The organism is Micromonospora sp. NPDC047620 (genome assembly GCF_043205005.1).
Lineage (GTDB): Bacteria > Actinomycetota > Actinomycetes > Mycobacteriales > Micromonosporaceae > Micromonospora.
Genome location: NZ_JBIDDG010000011.1, coordinates 171,540 through 188,760, shown reverse-complemented (window position 1 = coordinate 188,760; position 17,221 = coordinate 171,540). Strand labels below are relative to the sequence as shown.

The 17,221-nt window shown below is 70.8% G+C and carries 14 protein-coding genes; 1 reads left to right on the top strand and 13 read right to left on the bottom strand.

From position 1 onward, the window contains the following. Positions 1-265: 265 nt before the first annotated feature. Entirely contained in the window at positions 266-1,291 is a 1,026-nt protein-coding gene (locus ACGF5C_RS15965; RefSeq protein WP_393302094.1) for a LysR family transcriptional regulator, read from the bottom strand. Between the two features lie 86 nt (positions 1,292-1,377). On the opposite strand from ACGF5C_RS15965, the gene ACGF5C_RS15960 reads away from it, so the two are divergent. Next, complete coding sequence (locus ACGF5C_RS15960) at positions 1,378-2,700, top strand: aspartate aminotransferase family protein (protein WP_393302091.1); 1,323 nt, start codon at positions 1,378-1,380, stop codon at positions 2,698-2,700. 551 nt (positions 2,701-3,251) lie between these two features. Here the strand turns inward: ACGF5C_RS15960 and ACGF5C_RS15955 are convergent. The 12 genes from ACGF5C_RS15955 to ACGF5C_RS15900 form a co-directional block, all read right to left on the bottom strand. Next, positions 3,252-4,292 (bottom strand): ADP-ribosylglycohydrolase family protein, encoded by a 1,041-nt coding sequence (locus tag ACGF5C_RS15955; protein ID WP_393302087.1) that lies wholly within the window; start codon positions 4,290-4,292, stop codon positions 3,252-3,254. A gap of 31 nt (positions 4,293-4,323) precedes the next feature. Then, entirely contained in the window at positions 4,324-5,130 is an 807-nt protein-coding gene (locus ACGF5C_RS15950; protein ID WP_393302084.1) for an energy-coupling factor transporter transmembrane component T family protein, read from the bottom strand. Beyond that, complete coding sequence (locus tag ACGF5C_RS15945; protein WP_393302081.1) at positions 5,130-6,896, bottom strand: ABC transporter ATP-binding protein; 1,767 nt, start codon at positions 6,894-6,896, stop codon at positions 5,130-5,132. Before ACGF5C_RS15945 ends, ACGF5C_RS15950 begins: the two co-directional genes overlap by 1 nt. After that, the gene (locus tag ACGF5C_RS15940) at positions 6,893-7,669 is read right to left on the bottom strand and encodes a hypothetical protein (RefSeq protein WP_393302078.1); all 777 of its coding nucleotides are present in this window, start codon (positions 7,667-7,669) and stop codon (positions 6,893-6,895) included. Before ACGF5C_RS15940 ends, ACGF5C_RS15945 begins: the two co-directional genes overlap by 4 nt. Then, positions 7,666-8,286, bottom strand: a complete 621-nt coding sequence (locus ACGF5C_RS15935) for an ECF transporter S component (protein ID WP_393302075.1) — start codon at positions 8,284-8,286, stop codon at positions 7,666-7,668. The genes ACGF5C_RS15940 and ACGF5C_RS15935 overlap by 4 nt, the downstream gene beginning before the upstream one ends. 14 nt (positions 8,287-8,300) lie before the next feature. Further along, positions 8,301-9,113, bottom strand: a complete 813-nt coding sequence (locus tag ACGF5C_RS15930; RefSeq protein WP_393302072.1) for a GntR family transcriptional regulator — start codon at positions 9,111-9,113, stop codon at positions 8,301-8,303. Positions 9,114-9,318: 205 nt separating this feature from the next. Then, on the bottom strand, positions 9,319-11,382 hold the full coding sequence (locus ACGF5C_RS15925) for a glycogen debranching N-terminal domain-containing protein (protein ID WP_393302069.1): 2,064 nt from the start codon (positions 11,380-11,382) through the stop codon (positions 9,319-9,321). Beyond that, positions 11,379-11,756, bottom strand: a complete 378-nt coding sequence (locus tag ACGF5C_RS15920; protein WP_393302066.1) for an SCP2 sterol-binding domain-containing protein — start codon at positions 11,754-11,756, stop codon at positions 11,379-11,381. The genes ACGF5C_RS15925 and ACGF5C_RS15920 overlap by 4 nt, the downstream gene beginning before the upstream one ends. A gap of 597 nt (positions 11,757-12,353) precedes the next feature. After that, positions 12,354-13,097 (bottom strand): AroM family protein, encoded by a 744-nt coding sequence (locus ACGF5C_RS15915; protein ID WP_393302063.1) that lies wholly within the window; start codon positions 13,095-13,097, stop codon positions 12,354-12,356. Further along, entirely contained in the window at positions 13,097-14,878 is a 1,782-nt protein-coding gene (locus tag ACGF5C_RS15910; RefSeq protein WP_393302060.1) for an ABC transporter ATP-binding protein, read from the bottom strand. Before ACGF5C_RS15910 ends, ACGF5C_RS15915 begins: the two co-directional genes overlap by 1 nt. Positions 14,879-14,928: 50 nt before the next feature. Continuing rightward, complete coding sequence (locus tag ACGF5C_RS15905) at positions 14,929-15,885, bottom strand: DUF1177 domain-containing protein (RefSeq protein ID WP_393302057.1); 957 nt, start codon at positions 15,883-15,885, stop codon at positions 14,929-14,931. Continuing rightward, positions 15,882-17,207: a M20 family metallopeptidase gene (locus ACGF5C_RS15900; protein WP_393302055.1), complete on the bottom strand. Its 1,326-nt coding sequence runs from the start codon at positions 17,205-17,207 to the stop codon at positions 15,882-15,884. Before ACGF5C_RS15900 ends, ACGF5C_RS15905 begins: the two co-directional genes overlap by 4 nt. Between the last annotated feature and the right edge of the window lie 14 nt (positions 17,208-17,221).

Here is a 17,221-nt window from a genome sequence, read left to right as displayed (position 1 = left end):
GAAGGCTTGGGGGGTTCTTCGCGGGCAGCGGTCGGCTGCCCGCGAAGAACAGCCAGTGGCCGGGCAGCCCCATGAGTCACTCGACGAACGGCGGGGCCAGGATCGGCTTGCCGTGCCGACCCGTCCGAGTCGGGGCAGGGTCAGGTCGCCTTGGGAGCCCCGTTGCCCGGGGGCAGCCTCTCGTCCCGCCGGTGGCTCTCGGCGTTCAAGGCACGTGCGCGCATCGGACGGGCAGGGCGTTGTTGACAGGTTCCGGCCCACCGGTTCAGGGACGACCGCGTCTTTCGTACCGATCCGGCAGATGCCTCACATGCTCCTCGTCGCCGCCTCCGCCGTCACGGCCGACCACCCGGCCCCCCAACGGCTGGCGGTCGGACCCGTCTCGCCAGACGTTGGAGGACGTCCTTGAGAGGCCGCGTAGTTCGTCCAGGACGATCTGGCTCGCTGCGGTGAGAGCTGATCGGCTGCGCACGGCCGCATAGACGTGGCGGCTCAACGGTCGGCGCAGCGGGCGGGTGTCGACGCGGTAGCGACGGTCGACGGCAAGCTCGGGCAGGAGCGACACGGACAGGCCGGCTTCGACATGCGCCAGAAGCAGTTCGTAGCTGGCGAAGCGGCCAGCCACCACTGGCTCGAAGCCGGCCTGCCGGCAGGTGCTCGTCACCAGGTTGGACAGGTACGTGCCGGGCATGTCGATGGACCAGGCCGCATCGGCGAAGTCGGCCAGGTCCGCCGGTTCGTCCGGTGCGACCTGCGACCGTGGCAGCACGAGCACGATGGCATCGGTGAGCAGCGGGATCGTATGCACGTCAGGGTGCAGCGGCATGGACCCGTCGATGAAATCCGCCGTCACGATGATGTCGTAGTCACCGCGACGCAGGGCCGGTTGGCTGGCCTGCGGATCGAGTTCGGCGACCTCAAGCTCGACCCTTGGATGCGTCTTCTGGAGCCGCACGGCGAGCGGAATGACGACGGACCGGATGGCGCTGGAGAAGGCCGCGAGGCGTACCGGTCCCGTTGGTTGTCCGGAGAGACCCTGTAAGTCCACCTCGGCGGCCTTGACCTGGTCGAGGATGATGCGGGCGTGTCGGGCGAGCGTATGCCCAGCAGGCGTGAGTTGTACGCGGCGGCCGGTGCGCCGCAGGAGTTCGGTGTGGGTCTCCGCCTCCAGGACCGCCAACTGCGCCGACACTGCCGACGGACTCATGTGCAGGGCCGCGGCGACGGCCCGCATGGTGCCGAGGCCGTCCAGCAGGCTGAGCATCTCCAGGCGCGCTGTGTTCAGCCGCATCGGAAACTCCTTGTGCGCGAATTCCGCACAGCGTAGCCAGAAACCTCAGCTTTTCGCGCATAACGAACGGCCCTATCGTGAGGCGTATGACGCTGACTACGGAGCAGAGCGCCGCCGAACAGTTCTGGTCTGACGTCGACCGCCATCTGGTGCGCTACGGCGGTCCGTTCACGCCCGAGATCATCGAGCGCGCGGCCGGCAGCTTCGTGTACACCGCTGACGGCCGGCGGATCCTGGACTTCACCTCAGGTCAGATGAGCGCCATTCTCGGCCACTGTCATCCCGCGATCGTCCACACGGTGCGGCGGGAAATCGCCAGCCTGGACCATCTGTTCAGCGGCATGCTGTCGCGCTCGGTCGTCGACCTCGCGCGCCGGCTCGCCGAGTCCCTCCCCCCGCCACTCGAGAAGGCGCTGCTGCTGACGACCGGCGCCGAGTCGAACGAGGCGGCCATTCGGATGGCCAAGCTCGTGACGGGCAAACACGAGATCGTCGCCTTCGCCAAGTCGTGGCACGGCATGACGCATGCCGCGGCCGCCGCAACATACAGCGCCGGCCACCGGGGCTACGGGCCTACGCCGCCGGGAAACTTCGCGATCCCCACGCCCAACCCGTACCGCCCCGACTTCACCACCTCCGACGGCGAGTTTGACTGGCAGCGGCAGCTCGACTACGGCTTCGCCCTCGTCGATGCCCAGTCGTCGGGGAGTCTCGCGGCGTGCATCGTCGAGCCGATCCTCAGCTCTGGCGGCATCATCGAGCCACCGCCGGGCTACTTCGCCGCCCTGGCGCGCAAGTGCCGCGAGCGCGGCATGCTGCTGATCGTCGACGAGGCGCAGACCGGCCTGTGCCGCACCGGCACGTGGTACGCCTTCCAACGCGACGGCATCGTGCCCGACATCCTCACGCTGTCCAAGACGCTGGGCGCCGGCCTACCACTCGCCGCGGTGGTCACGACCGAAGAGATCGAACAACGGGCACACGAGCTGGGTTACCTCTTCTACACCACACACGTGTCCGACCCTCTCGTCGCCGCCGTCGGCAACACCGTGCTCGACGTCCTCCAGCAGGAGCACATGGACATACGGGCACGGGAGCTGGGCGGGTTCCTGCGCGCCGGCCTGCTCGACATCAGAGACCGGCACGACGTGGTGGGAGACGTACGGGGGCGCGGCCTGATGCAGGGGATCGAACTCGTCATCGACCGGGAAACGCGTGAAGGCTCGGACATCCTCGGCACCCAGGTCACCCGCCGCTGCCTCGAACTTGGCCTCCACATGAACGTCGTGCAACTGCCCGGCATGGGAAGCACCTTCCGGATCGCACCACCCCTCACCACGACGCGAGAGGAACTGGCCCTCGGTCTGGAAATCCTGGACCAGGCGATCGGCGAAGCGGCGCCGGCCTGACCGGCCGCGTCACCCGTTCCCGTCGGCGCTGATGGCGTCACCTGGCCGACGCAGATCAGGTCGAGCAAAGGCGTAGGGCGTACGCGTCTTGGCTCCTGCTCCGATACCGCGAAGGCGTGTGCGAGTTCGCCGCTGGAGCGGATGCTCGCGGCATTGCCGGTCCGGGTGTCGGTCGCCGTCGTGTTGGGCTGCAGGCGGCGGGGACCGCCGCGACGGTCGCATACGAGCGGCTGTCCGGCGGCGCGGACGAACATCGGGCGGAGTCGACCCCGCGGGTGCGGAATCGCCGGGCGCCGACCAGGACAACGACGGTCGTGGCGATGGTGGCGGCGGGCCGCGGGCGGCGGCGCGGTGGCGGGGCCGCCGGTGGTCGCCCGGGTCTCGGACTCGATCGCGGCGGCAAGCCGTCCCCATGAAGGGTAAACCGAATCGTGGGTATGACGCGGGGCCCGACAATCGCGAGCCCCGCGTCGACGCCCGCCCCGGTCGGGGCGGGCGTCGAACCCCCGGACCAACCCGTGCGGGTCGCCGAGGATCACACCCGATGCAGGTCAGTGACGATGGTCGAGCAGCGCGTCGGCGAGCTTTTCGGGGTCGATCCCGTTGACCGCCCGGAGCTGGTCGAACAGGTCACGGGGAATGGCGGAGAACCCGCTGACCGCGCCGGCCATCCCGGTCGCGATCGCGCCGATGGTGTCGGTGTCCCCGCCGAGGTTCGCCGCCAGCACGGCGCAGCGCAACGGTTCCGCGCCCGAGCGGACCAGCAGACCGATCGCGGCGGGCACCGTCTCGGCGGTCGCCACGCCGCCACCGACCAGGTCGTAGAGGTCCGCGAGGAAGTCGGCGTCGTCCCCGGGCTGCCGCGCCAGGTCGGCGGCCCACCGGGCGCGGCGGACCACCGAGGGGCTGACCACCTGCTCGCCCCGGGTCGCGCCGAGCCGGCCCGCCTCGTAACCGACCTCCAGCGCCTCGGCCAGCCGGGTGGGCCGGTCGGCCGAACCAGGCGCCTCGACAGCGGCGCTGATGGTGCCCGCGACGAGGCTGGCGCCGCTGATTGCCACGCTGGTGTTGTGGGACATCAGCGAGGCGGCCACCACCCCGTCGACCAGCGCGTCAAGTCGGTCGCTGCGGTGCAGCAGACCGACCGGGGCGATCCGCATCGCGGCGCCGTTGGTCTCCCCGCCCTTGCCGGTCTCCGCCGGGTCGGCCCCCTCCCGGAGCCGCCGGATCGCCTGGGCCGAACTGGGGCCGAGGAAATTACCCTCGCTCGCTCCCACCCGGTCGGCCCACTCGACGAGGTGCCGGGCGACCACGGCGGTGTCCACGGTGCCGCCCGCGGCGAGGATCGCCTCGGCAAGCATGTACGTCTGCTGCGTGTCGTCGGTGACCTGGCCGGCGACGAAGCCGTCCACCACGAAGTGGCCGTCCGGGCCGGGAAGGAAACGGTCGATCCAGCCGAAGGTCGACACGACCCGCTGGCGTGGCCACAGCTCGCCGGGCATGCCCATGGCGTCGCCGAGCGCCACTCCGGCTAGGCAGCCCCGTGCCCGATCCGCTGTGGTCACGGTGTCCAGCGTCGCTCGGTCGGTCATGTCGGTACTCCATTCATCGGTTCTACAGTGGTCACAACGATCCCCAACCCGTCAGCCGGGCCCAGACGACCACGCCGACCACCACGGCGGTCACCACGGCTATGGCGGGATCACGCCAGGTCGGACGCAGGATGGTCAGCGCGGTGGGTTGCCGGGTGATGCCGTAGCCACGGTTGAGCATCGCGGCGGCCAACTCCTCGGACATCCGGATGCCCGTGGAGAAGAGCGGCACCATGATGGTGGTGTAGGCGCGAATCGCACCGATCATCCCGCCGTCGATCTTTGCGCCCCGGGCCCGCTGGGCGTCCAGTACCTGGTTGGCCCGGTGCTGCATGGTCGGGACGAACCGCAGGGCGGTCATCACGATGAAGACCACCGGAAACGGCAGCCGAGCCATGCGCATCAGGGCGACGAAGTGCTCCACCGGCGTACTGACGATCAGCGCGGCGGTCAGGCACACCATGGTGAGGATCCGCAGGCCCAGGTTGGCGCCGTGGGCCAGGCCGCCGACGGTCAGCGGCAGGCCGTCACCGAACCAGAGGTGCACCAGCACCCGGGCGGAGGAGGACGAGTCGAAGTCGCCGGGGCCCCGGCTGAGCGCCGCGAAGACCAGAATCAGGACGACGACCGGGGCCAAGGGCGCCAGCAGCTTGCCCACCTGCCGCCCTGGCACGCCGAGCGCGGGCAGGAGCAGCAGCGAGCCGACGGCCAGCAGCGCGTTGGGCAGCGGGTGGGCGAACTGGAAGGTCAACACCACCGCGACCACGAAGACGAGGAGCTTGGTGCGGACGTCCATCCGGTGAAAGAAGCTCGTGCCGGGCCGGTACTCGAGGAACATCAGGCTTCCTCCCACAGTTCGACGAACGCTCCGACGGTGGTGACCGGGGGCAGCCCGAGCCGCCGGGCCAGGCGGGTCACCTGGGGTGCGACGAGTTGGGTCCCGGCGAGCAGGTCCTCGTCGGCGAAGAGGTCGGCCACCGGAAGGTCGGCGCGGAGCCGCCCGGCATCGAACACCAGCGCCCGATGTGCGTACTCGGCGACCAGGGGCATGTCGTGAGTGACCATCAGGATGGTCCGGCCGGCTCTGTTCAGCTCGCGGACCAGGTCCATAATCGCCCGCGCGCCGCGCCAGTCCTGGCCGGTCGTCGGCTCGTCGACTATGAGGATCCGGGGTTCCAGGGCCAGGACGCTGGCCACCGCCAGCCGCTGCCGCTGCCCCTTACCGAGCCGGAACGGGTGGTGGTCAAGATGGGCGCGCATGCCCACCAGGTCGAGCACCTCGCGTACCTTCTCCTCGATCCGGTCGTCCGCCCAACCCGCGTTGCGCAGCCCGAACGCGACCTCGTCGCGGACGGTCGGGGCGAAGATCTGGTGGTCCGGATTCTGGAAGACGTACCCGACGTCGGTGGCCAGGTCGCTGACCGAGCGGTCGCCGGTGGGGCGGCCGTACACCCGCAACTGGCCGGCGGTGGGACGGAGCAGGCCGTTGAGGTGCCGGGCGAAGGTTGTCTTCCCGGCGCCGTTACGGCCGAGCAGGGCGACGAACTCGCCCTCCCGGACCCGGACGTCCACGTCGGACAGGGCCTGCACCCCGGAGGGGTAGCGGTGGCCGAGGCCGGCCGCCTCGATCACGACGGCCGCGTCCGCCGCAACCGCCGGTTGCGGGGCTCGGGCGCCGGCGCGTGCCGAGGCGGTGACCGGCAGCCGGTCCTGGAGCACGGCGACCGCCTCGTCCAGGGTCACCGCCGTCCGGTCGGCGGGCAGCCGGCCGGCCCGCTGGAGCGCGTGGCAGACGGTGGTCACCTGCGGTGGTCGCAGTCCCACCGCCTCGGCCCGCTCCGCGGCGGCGAAGAACTCCGCCGGTGGGCCGTCGTGTACGAGGGCACCGTCGTGCAGGACGATCAGCCGGTCGGCCCACTGCGCCACGAGTTCCGGCTCGTGCTCGACCAGGACCACGGTCCGGTCCCGGTCGGCGGCGGCCTGCTCCACCACCGCGAACACCTGGGCCGTGCCGGCCGGGTCCAGTTCGCTGGTCGGCTCGTCGAGCACGAGGATCTCCGGAGCCATGGCCAGGATGCCGGCGATGGCCAGCCGCTGCTGCTGCCCACCGGACATCTGCCCGGTGTCCCGGTCGGCCAGCTCGCCGAGGCCGACCGCGTCGAGGGCTCGGCGGGCCCGGTCCAGCACCTCGCTGCGGGGCAGCCCGAGGTTTGCCGGGCCGACCGCCGCGTCGTCCAGCGCGAGCCGGCCGGTGATCTGCGACTCCGGGTCCTGCATGACCAGGCCGACGTGCCGGACCAGGTCGACCACGTCGTGTTCGACGGTGTCCAGGCCGACCGCGGTCAGGTACCCGTGCATCTCACCGTCGTGGTGGTGCGGGATGAGCCCGTTGAACATCATCAACAAGGTGGTCTTCCCGGCCCCGGTGGCGCCCATGACGGCGACCCGCTCGCCGCGCCGGATCTGGAAGGAGATGTCGGTGAGCTGGCGCTCGGTGGCCGACCGGTACCGGAAGCCGACGCCGTCGGCGCGCAGCACGGCGTCCGGGTCGCCGGTGCCCCGCGGCTCGCCGCCGGGGGCTCGGGTCAGTCCTCGGGTGGTCATGGTGCCTCCTCGGTCAGGTCGGCGACCACGCTCACCGGCAGCGGATCGGGGAAGGCGGCACGGACCGTGGTCAGGTCAGTCGGGCGGCAGCTCACCAGGACGCAGGCCGACGGGCCGGCGGAGCGGTCGACCGGTACGGGATGGTCGCTCCGCCAGTCGACGGTGAGCCCGGCGCTGGCCGCGAGCTGCGGCACCTCCCAGGCCAGGCCCTTGGAGCCCACCGGGAGCGCGTCGTGGACGACGCCGCTGTCGAGCAGGGCCCGCAGGTCGGCGAGGCCGACCAGGTCGGGGTGGCCGGGGACGACCCGGTCCCGGGGTGCCGAGCGGGGCAGCCCCAGGCAGACCACCACGTCCCCCGAGCGGGAGGCCCCGGGGCGCAGCGCCCCGTGAGCCGCCTCGCCGAGGACGGTCACGCCGATGCCGGTGGCGACGGTGGGGACGTTGTCCTCGGTCGTACCGGTGACCCGGTCGGCGTCGAGGCCGACCTCGGCGGCGAGCGCGACGACCGCGGCGATCATCTCCCGGCCCTGCGGGTCGGCCTCCACGCAGAGCGTGTTGACCACGAGGGTCGGAGTGGCTCCGGCGCAGAGCACCTCCAGCAACGGCACGCGGGTGGCGAAGTGCGCGGTGGTCGACGCCGGTACGGCCACCGTGTCGTGCGGCTTCGGGCCGATGCCGCCCACGGAGTCGCAGGCGACGACCAGGCAGCTGTCGGTGAGGTCGAGTACGGTGAGGTCCCGGATTCGCCGGACGCCGCGTACCGCGCCGGTCATCTGGTCTCCTCCTCTGCGAGGCCGGCGGAGCGCAGGGCCCGGGTCGCGGCGGCAGCGACCAGGATGTTGATCGCCGACCCGACGGTGAGCGGCAGCACGAGCGCGGCGAAGAGTCCGACGCCGCCGATCGGGATCATGATGGCGGCGCCGCCGACCCCGTTGAGCACGATGCCGACGACGATCGCGAGCCAGATGTTCACCCGGCGGGCCAGCAGGCCGAAGATCGCCACGAAGACGGCCATCTCGGCCGCGACCAGCAGGTGGACGGGGAGGCCGAGCGGGAAACCGGTGGTCAGGGCCGAGAGCAGGTGCCCGAGCGCCCCGACGATGGACCCTTCGAGCGGGCTGAACGCGGCGCTGGCGAGGAAGGCGGGCGCGGAGTCGAGCGCCACCGTGCCGGTCGGGCTGGGCAGCTTGATGAACGCGCCGACGGCGCTGAGCGCGACGAGGATGGCGATGCGGGCGATCCGGCGGGGGGTGAAGAAGCGCGCGGCACCGCGACGGCGTTCGACCCGCCGGGCTTCGGCGTTGCTCGGGCCGGTTTCTTCCTGCGCTCGGCGGCCGTCACGAGGTGCATCCGGACCGTGCTTGATGTTTCGCTCGCTGCGCTCGCTCATGGGGGAACCTCCGGTCAGCTTTCGGTGGTGGGGGGTGTGTGAGGAGAACGGGCCGCCTCGAGGTCGAGGTCGGTGCGGATGGTGAACCGGTCGGCGCGCAGGACGCTCTTGACGTACTCGACCGGGTGATCGGCGGCGTCGTAGGTGACCCGTTCGACCAGGAAGGCGGGGGCGCCGACCCTCTGGTCGAGGCAGGTCGCCTCGAAGTCGTCGAGGATGGTGGCGGTGAGCTGCTCGTGCCCGCGTACCGGCTGGATACCGAAGGCGCGCAGCGAGTCGTAGAGCGACCGGTCGTTCAGGTCGACGCCGAGCAGGGGGGCGCACCGGTCGGCGGAGAGCCACACCGTCTCCAGCGACACCGGGCTGCCGTCGAGGGAACGGACCCGGCGCAGCTCGATCACCGTGTCCGGGCCGTCGGCGACCCGGAGGACCTCGCAGAGCCGGGCGGAGGGACGGACGGTGCCCATGGCGAGGACCTTCGAGCGGACTCGGTGCCCGCGCCGGGCCAGTTCGGCGGAGAACCCGTGCAGGAACCGCATGTCGTGCTCGACCCGGGGTTCGGCCACGTACGTGCCGTCGCCCTGCCGCCGGTTGACGAGCCCATCGCGTTCGAGGCGGGTCAGCGCCTCGCGGACCGTGGCCCGGCTCACGCCCAACTGCTCGGCCATGGCCCGTTCTGTGGGCAGCCGGCTGCCCGGGGGGAGGTCGGAGCCGCCGAGCCGCTGCCGCAACGCCTCGTAGACCTGGTAGTACGCGGGTACCGGCCGGGTCTCGTCGACGACGACATCGCTGATGTCGGCGGGCTCGTACATGATCACCTCGAACATTGGGCGGTTATTGGTCCTGAACCGTAGACCAATAACCGCCCAATGACAATGGCCTGGTCAAGCTGCATCCTGTGGAGTCGTGGAGGAAGACAGCCTGGCGGTGGCCAGGGCCGGCAACTCCGGAACCAGGCAGCCGTCCCGGACCAGCCGCCCCCGCCAGCCGGCGCCAACCGCCGACACCGTCAGCGAGGTGACCGCGCCAGGCTCATCCGCCGAGCGTCGCCTCCTGGGGTGCGACGGTGCCGATGGCATCGATGCGGCCCCACCGCCCTGGTATGTCGAGCAGTTCGATCCGACCGAACCGTTCAGGCAGTGCCGGCGCGACCACCAGATCCTCGCCGTACGGCTCAAGGCCGAGCAGCGTGCGCACCAGCAGCAGGGGGGCCGCGGTGGCCAGGGCCTGCGGGCTGTTCGCCGCCGGATACTGGACGGGGTGCCGGGTCAACTCGCGGTCGTAGCCGCCGAAGGCCTCCGGAAGGCGCCCCTGGAAATATCGGGACGCGCCGATGATTCCCTCGGCGATGCGCCCGGCCTCCTGGTGGAATCCGTAGCGGCGCAGGCCCCAGGCGATGAAGGAGTTGTCGAACGGCCAGACGGTGCCGACGTGGTAGCCGAGTGGGTTGTACCGCCCCTCTCCATGCGCGAGGGTGCGTACGCCCCAGCCGGAGAAGAGGCGGGGTCCGAGCAGATGTTCGGCGATCTTCGCGGCTCGGGATTCGTCGACGATGCCGCTCCACAGGAGGTGGCCGATGTTGGAGGAGAGTGCGTCGACCTGGCGGCCGTCGCCGTCGAGGGCAAGCGCGTAGTACTCGCCGTCGTCGATCCAGAAGTCGCGGTTGAAGCGGTCCTTGAGTTCGGCGGCCTCTCTTTCCAGCCGATCGGCGTACGCGGGGTCGTGCCAGAACTGGCGGGCGAGTCGGGCGCCGCGGATCTTGGCGTCGTAGGCGTAGCCCTGCAGCTCACAGGTCGCCCGGGGCTGGCTCGGCAACCGGCCGTCCCGGAACGAGATGGCGTTCGGGGATTCCTTCCAGCACTGGTTCTCCAGCCCGGTCCGCTCGTTGCGGCGCTGGTACCAGACGTAGCCGTCGCCCATGATGTCGCCGTACTCGTCGATCCAGTGCAGCGCCGCACGCGCCTCGTCCTCGAATTCGCGCACGAGTGTGGCGTCCCCCGTCCACCGCTCGTACTCGTCGAGCAGAATCACGTAGAGCGGGGTGCTGTCGGCAGCACCGAAATACTCCGACTGGGGGCGTTCCTCGAACGCGACCAGCTCGCTGTAGCGGACCTCGCGCGCGACCTTGCCCGGCTCCTCGTCAAGAAAGTCGTCGAGCACGGAGCCCTGGTCGATGCCGAGCATCCGCAGGGTGTGGACGGCCAACTCCGGCGTGAACGGCAACACCTGCAGGCTGGTGAGGATGGCGTCGCGGCCGGTGAGAGTCGCGTTCCACGGCAGTCCCGCCGCCGGCAACGGCTCGGTCGGCAGCGTCAGCGGCGCGAACCGGAGCGCGGCGAGATCGACCAGGCTGCGCTCGTAGGCCCGCTCCACCGGCTTCCAGTCGCAGCCCAACTGCGGAGCCTTGTCGAGCCACTGCCGCAGGTCGTCCTGCAGCCGTGCGGCGTCGCGTCGTTGGCGGCCGGGAGAAATGTGCTCTCGGACATCCTGACCGTCGGGGCGCAGCACCAGCCCCTGGACGTGCAGCATGGTGGTCCACTGCCCGTGGGGTTCGATCCGGATGTGGTAGGTCAGCCCCTGTTCGTCGACCTGCGCCGGCTCAGTCGTGGAGATCACCGTCTCCCGCCGGAACTTCTCCCGCACGTAGCCGAGGTGCAGGCGCCCGTCCTCGACGTGCTGGTAGAGCCGACCGGGTCTTACCCATTCCTGCCCGATCGCGAGCACCGAGACGAAGTCACCGGCCGCGTCCACGCGGACCGTGAAGTCAGCCGGTTCCCCGGAATGGTTGAGCACCGTCAACCGCTCCTCGAAGCTGCTGCCGACCACCGACCGTTCCCGGATCACCGACACCTTGGCGTCCACGTAGTGCGTCGGGGCCCCCGGCACCAGGAAGAACCGCACCTCGAAGTACGACGCGTCGTCCACGGCCAGCGCGCTCACCCGTTCGCCGTTGACGGTCAGCCGCCACCGGGAGAGGAACCGGGTGTCGAACGAGAAGAACCCCAAGGGGACGCTGGGGCCGGCGTCTATGTCGCCACTGCCGTCGCTCAACACGAAGATGTTGCCGTCCAGGACTCTGACGAGGTCGCTTTTCATCCCTGCCTCCGACGGCCACGGGCGGCGATCCGCGGGTGACGCGCGCCGGGCGGCGGCGCGAAAAGCCGCTCCAACAGGAGGATGAACCGGAACTGTCCTTCGGAGGTTATGTCGTTCCGCAGCCACGCCGCGAGCGGTTTGGCCTCGCCGCGCGCCAACCGGTCGAAGAACGCGCTGTCGGCGCGGACGACCGCGTCGGCGTCGCTGTTCTGCTGCGACACCCGGACGGTGCCACCGCGGATCTCCACCAGCCAGTGGTCGACCTCGTGGCCGTGCTCGAGGTCGAAGCGGATGCTGCCGTTCGTCTTCCTCAGCAGGCGTTCGTGGCCGTGGCGTTCGAGCGCCTCGAAGAACGTCCTGGTCGCCTCCGACATGGCACCACCTCCCACAGAATCCGCCGGACCACGGGCAGCATCATTCGGACCGGGGTGGGGGGACCTCACCCGGAACGGATGAACCTGGCGGACGTCCGCGGGCCCGCGGGTGAATTCACCCGTTCCGGGTGAGGCGGCATCACCCCGGTCCCACGTCACGGTGGGGCCGCCACAGGCTCGGGGCACACCGGAGGGACGGCGCACCCCTGACAGCCCTTCACCAGTACATCGAGCAGCAGAACCAGCCGGGTTAGAGCACGCTCGGGCCTAGCCGGCCTCCCGCGCGGGCCTTCACCCCCGCCCTAAAGGGCGGAGCACCGGCCCGCATCTTGGTAGCGCCACGCGGACAGGCAGTTGACCGTTCGTAGTCGATCGGTGAGCGCCAGTCACAGACCGCATGCCGGCGGCGCCGGTACAGGAATCGGTGATCCAGGTGGCGATCGGCGAGGCCTCTCACCCGAGTCCGGACGAGGTCTGGATACTCGGCGCCGCGGGCCGGAAGCCGACTGTGAACCAATCTCGATCGTTCACGGATCTGACGGGTCTGCTCGCGTCCAGGCTCGCCTGATTTCCGGACCGAACGCCGCCCCTGTCGGGTCACCAACCCGGTGAACGCTCCTGGTCAGCGCACGAGGCGGAAGACAGGAGACCCACCGCAGCCGTCACCGCGAGGTGGCGGGCGGTCTCGGCTCGGATGCCCTCGGCGGCGAGCACTTCCCGCTGCTCCCCCGTGTAGCCGATGCAGTCGAGAAAGACCACGTCGGCTCCGCCCGCGGCGACCCTTCGTCCGGCGGCCGCCACCTCGTCGAGGCCGGCCGTGTAGGGGTCCACGGCTGCCGCGACGACCGGGCGGCCCAGGCGCCCCTCCCACCGCTGCCGGATGTCCGTCAACTGCTCCGGCACGGGGCACAGGACACCCAACCGTCCCTCACCGACGAGCCGCACCATGAGGTCGTGGGCGAGGTCCTCCGCGTGGAGCACCGGCACCGACGCCGGACCGTGCTCGACGCGGCCGGTACACAGCACGAGGACGGCCCCGCAGTGATCGGCTACGCAACGTCGGAGAGCGCCGTCGAGCGCCGGGGCGATGCTCGTCGCGCCGAGGCGGACGCGCGAACCGTCCCGCAGCCGGGAAACAAGGGTACGCTCTCCGCCGCGTGGTTCGAGCCGGGCGATACCTTCCACGTCGAGGAGGTCCAACGCGCCGTGTTCGACCCAGTCGACGCCGGAGAGGGCATCCTCGACATCGGGGATCAGGTCGACGCGGGGTGCCTGGCCGATCGTGACGAGACCGAGCACCGGCCTCACGCTGCGCGCCCCGCCCTCAGCCGGTTCGCGCATCACGCCACCTGCTTCTCGGGCAGGTCGGCAGCCGCGACGCCACGCTCGACGATGCGGCGCCGCACGGCCCGGTCGACCCGCGCGGTGGGGTCGGCGATCGGGATCGCAGCGAGGAGCGCCTTGGTGTAGGGGTGCTGCGGCGCCGTGAAGATCTGCTCGACGCTGCCCTGCTCGACGACGCGGCCCTGGCTCATGACGACGATCTCGTCGGCCATCATCTCGACGACGGACAGGTCGTGCGAGATGAAGACGTACGTGAGCCCGAGGTCCCGCTGCAACTGCTTCATGAGGTCGAGCACCTGGGCCTGTACCGACACGTCGAGTGCCGACACGGGCTCGTCGCAGACGACGAGGCTCGGGTTGAGGATGAGGGCCCGTGCGATGCCGATCCGCTGGCGCTGACCCCCCGAGAACTCGTGCGGGAAGCGGTCGATGTCCTCCTCCCGCAGGCCGACCGTCTCGAGGACGTCGACGATGCGGGCGCGGATCGCCGCGTCGTCGAGGTCCGTGTGCAACCGCAGCGGCTCGGCGAGGGCCCGGTGGATCGTCCACCGCGGGTCGAGCGAGGCGTACGTGTCCTGGAAGACGATCTGCATCTCGGAGCGGAGGCGACGCAACTCGTCGTCACTCGCCGCGAGGAGGTCGGCCCCGTTGAAGGTCACCGACCCCGACGTCGGCTCATGCAGGCGCAGCAGGGCCCGACCGGTCGTCGACTTGCCCGAACCGGACTCGCCCACGATGGCGAGCGTGCGGCCACGGCGAACCCGGAAGGACACGCCGTCGACGGCTTTGACGGTGTCGGCCGGACGTCCCAGACGGCGGCGCCGCCCGGTGAAGATCTTCGTCAGGTCGGTGACCTCGAGCAGCACCGGCGCGTCGTCGTCGGATGCCGTGGGAGCGTCCGTGCCTGCCTCGACGCGAACCGGCCCCGAGCCGTCGGGCGCCGCGCTCTCCTCGGCGAGCGCCTCGACGGCCTCGATGACGTGCTCGTTGGCGGAGGGGATGAAGCTGAGCAGCCGCTTCGTGTAGTCGGCCTGTGGCGCGGCGAAAAGCTGCTCCGTCGGTGCCGTCTCCTGCAGTTCACCGCCGTACATCACGGCGACCCGCTGGCAGGTCTGGGCGACGACGCCGAGGTCGTGCGTGATGAGCAGGACCGCCGTTCCGTGCTGCTCCTGCAGGTCCATGATGAGGTCGAGGATCTGCAGCTGGGTCGTGACGTCGAGCGCGGTCGTCGGCTCGTCGGCGATGAGCAGCTTCGGCTCACACGCCATGGCCATGGCGATCATGACCCGCTGGCGCATTCCACCGGACAGCTCGTGCGGGTACCCGGCGAGGACGCGTGCGGTGTTGCGGATCCCCACCATGTCGAGCAGTTGGCCCGCCCGGTCCGCCGCCTGCCGTCGGCCGAGGCGCATGTGCTGACGCAACGGTTCGGTGAGCTGGTCACGGATCGTGAAGACCGGGTTGAGCGCGGTCATCGGCTCCTGGAAGATCGTCGCGACGTCCTTACCGCGGATCCTGCGCATCTGCCGGTCCGACAGCGCGGCGAGGTCGCGCCCGTCGAAGCGGATGTGCCCGCCGGTGACGTGCGCCTGCCGCGCCGGCAGCAGTCCCGTGATCGACATGGCGGTGACGCTCTTGCCCGAGCCCGACTCGCCGACCAGCCCGACCATCTCGCCGCGTGCGATGGTCAGGTCGAGGCCCCGGACCGGGTGGATCGGGCCGCGCGACGTGTCGATGCGGATCGAGAGGTTCTCGATCGACAGCAGGGTCTCAGCCATGTCCGTGCTCCTTGTTCCGTATGCCGCTGGGCTCGGTCCCGCGCGCCCGCTCAGGCGCGCGCGGAAGCCTTCCCGCTCGTCTGCAGGTGGGTGGCCAGGCCGTAGAGGCTCTCGAGGAGCGCCGCCTGGGCCTCGTCGTGGAAGGACACCGCACCCGCGGTGAAGCCCTTGGCGACCTCGACGGCGAAGCGCGCGGCCAGTGCGATGTCGACCTCGTGGCTCGCGCCGGTCGCGCAGCCGGCGACGGGCGTCACCGTGGTGATGGCGACACCGACGACGGGCGCGGCCGTCGCGACGGCCGGCTGGAGGATCGAGTTGAGGTGGTGCAGGCCGTTGCCGTACGGCGTGATGTCCTGCGTCGACAGCGGGAAGACGACGGCGGGCTCCCCCGACACGGTCTCCAGGACGCTGACGAGGTCGGCGCTCGCGGGGAGGATGTAGCCGGCGCGGACCGTCGGGGAGATCGCGATGCCGCGGTGGTTGATGAGGCGGTTGCCCTTCGTGGTGTCGATGGACAGGACGGCGTCCATCTCCGAGGTGACCTCGTGCTCGTTCATCGCGGTGATGTCGACGGGCGAGTCCATGAAGGGCACGGGGTCGTGTGGGCGGGTCGGCGCGTCGGGGCAGATGTGCGTCGAGATGACGACGTCGCCGGGCAGAATGTCGCCGCGGGCGTGCATCGCGAGGAGCTTGGCGGCCGTGGCGACGGCGGCGGTGGCCCCGTCGCCGTCGGACACGTAGCCGATGAGTTCCGGCCGGGCGCCGAGGCCGCCGAGGCGCCCGACGACACCGAGCGTCGGGGCGTCGCCGCCGGCGGTCCTGCCGCGGCTGCCCGGAACGGTGACCTGGATGAAGTCGGTCGAGCCGAGCTCGCCGGCCACCGTCTCGACGGTGATCGAGCAGGCGTCGTCGCCGAGGGTGCGCAGGTGATCGGCGACGAGTTTCCCGGAGGCATCGGGACGGTCGAGGAGGTCGAGGGCCGTGAGGACGTGGGACAGCACGATCATTCGCTTTCGACAGCGGTCTCGGCGACGCCGAGGTACCGGAGGGTGGTCAGGGCGTAGGTCTTCGCGGCGAGGACGACGTCGGCGACGGGCGCCCTCTCGTCGAAGCCGTGGATGGTGGCCAGCTCCGCCGGCCCGTACTGGAGCACGGGAATGCCGTGGCTGCGGAAGGTGCGGGCGTCGGACGACGCCCACTGGAGCACGCCCTCCGCGGTGGGGTCCCCGGTCAGTTCGCGCAGGGCCGCGACGAGCTCGGCGACGATGGGGTCGCTCGGCAGCGTCCAGTTCGGTTCGCTGCGGAAGCCGGTCGGCTCGATCGTCGCCTCGATACCCGCCTCGGCGAGCAGCTCGTCGACCCGGGCGAGGACCTCGGCCCGCGACAACCCGATCGGCACGCGGGTGTCGACGTCGACGACGCACCGGTCCGCGACGACGTTGGAGGAGGTGCCACCGTGGATCGTGCCGATGTTGACGGTGACGTGCTCGAAGACGGCACCGATGCCGGGACCGTAGCCCTCACGCTCCTCGGCGAACGTCTTCGACCGCTCGATGAGGTCGCGCACGTCCTCAGGTGCCGACGGCTTCATGTCCCAGAGCTGCTGCAGGGCGATGACGGCCTTGGCCGCGAGCAGGTTCGCGCTGACGCCGTGCAACGGCTGGAGGCTGCCGTGCCCCGGCTTGCCGTCGATCGTCATCCGGAACCAGTTGCTGCCCTTCTGGCCGATCGTCGGGTGCGTACGTTCGGCGGGCTCGGCGATGATCGCGCCGGTCGCGCCGTCGAGGACCCCCTGGTCGAGCAGCCAGTCCGCCCCGCGCGAGCCGCCCTGTTCCTCGTCGGGGACCGCCGCGAGCGACAGCTTCCCGGCGAGCGGGACACCGAGGCGGTGCAGGACGACGAGCGTGTGGATGACGCCGGCGAGGCCGGCCTTCATGTCGCTCGCCCCGCGACCGCGGAGGTAGCCGTCGACGATGTCCCCCGCGAAGGGGGGAAACGTCCAACGGTTCAGGTCACCGACGGGGACGACGTCGGTGTGACCGGCGAGCACCAGGTGGCGCGCCGTCGTGGGGTCGTCGTCCACCGCGGCGTTGCTCGCGGCACGGTGGACGACGATGCTGAGGCGACCATCGCCGGCGTCGTGGACCTCGGGGTCGAGGCCCTGGGCGCGCAGGTGGTCGGCGATGAAGTTGCCGACGTCCGTGCAGTCCCCCGGGGGGTTCTCGCTCGGGATCCGGATGAGGTCTCCGGCGAGCGTCAGCAGTTCGTCCTGGGTGCGCTCGATCTCGTCGAGGACCCGGGTCTCCCAGTCGGGGGATGTCGTGGTCAAGTCAGGCTCCAGGT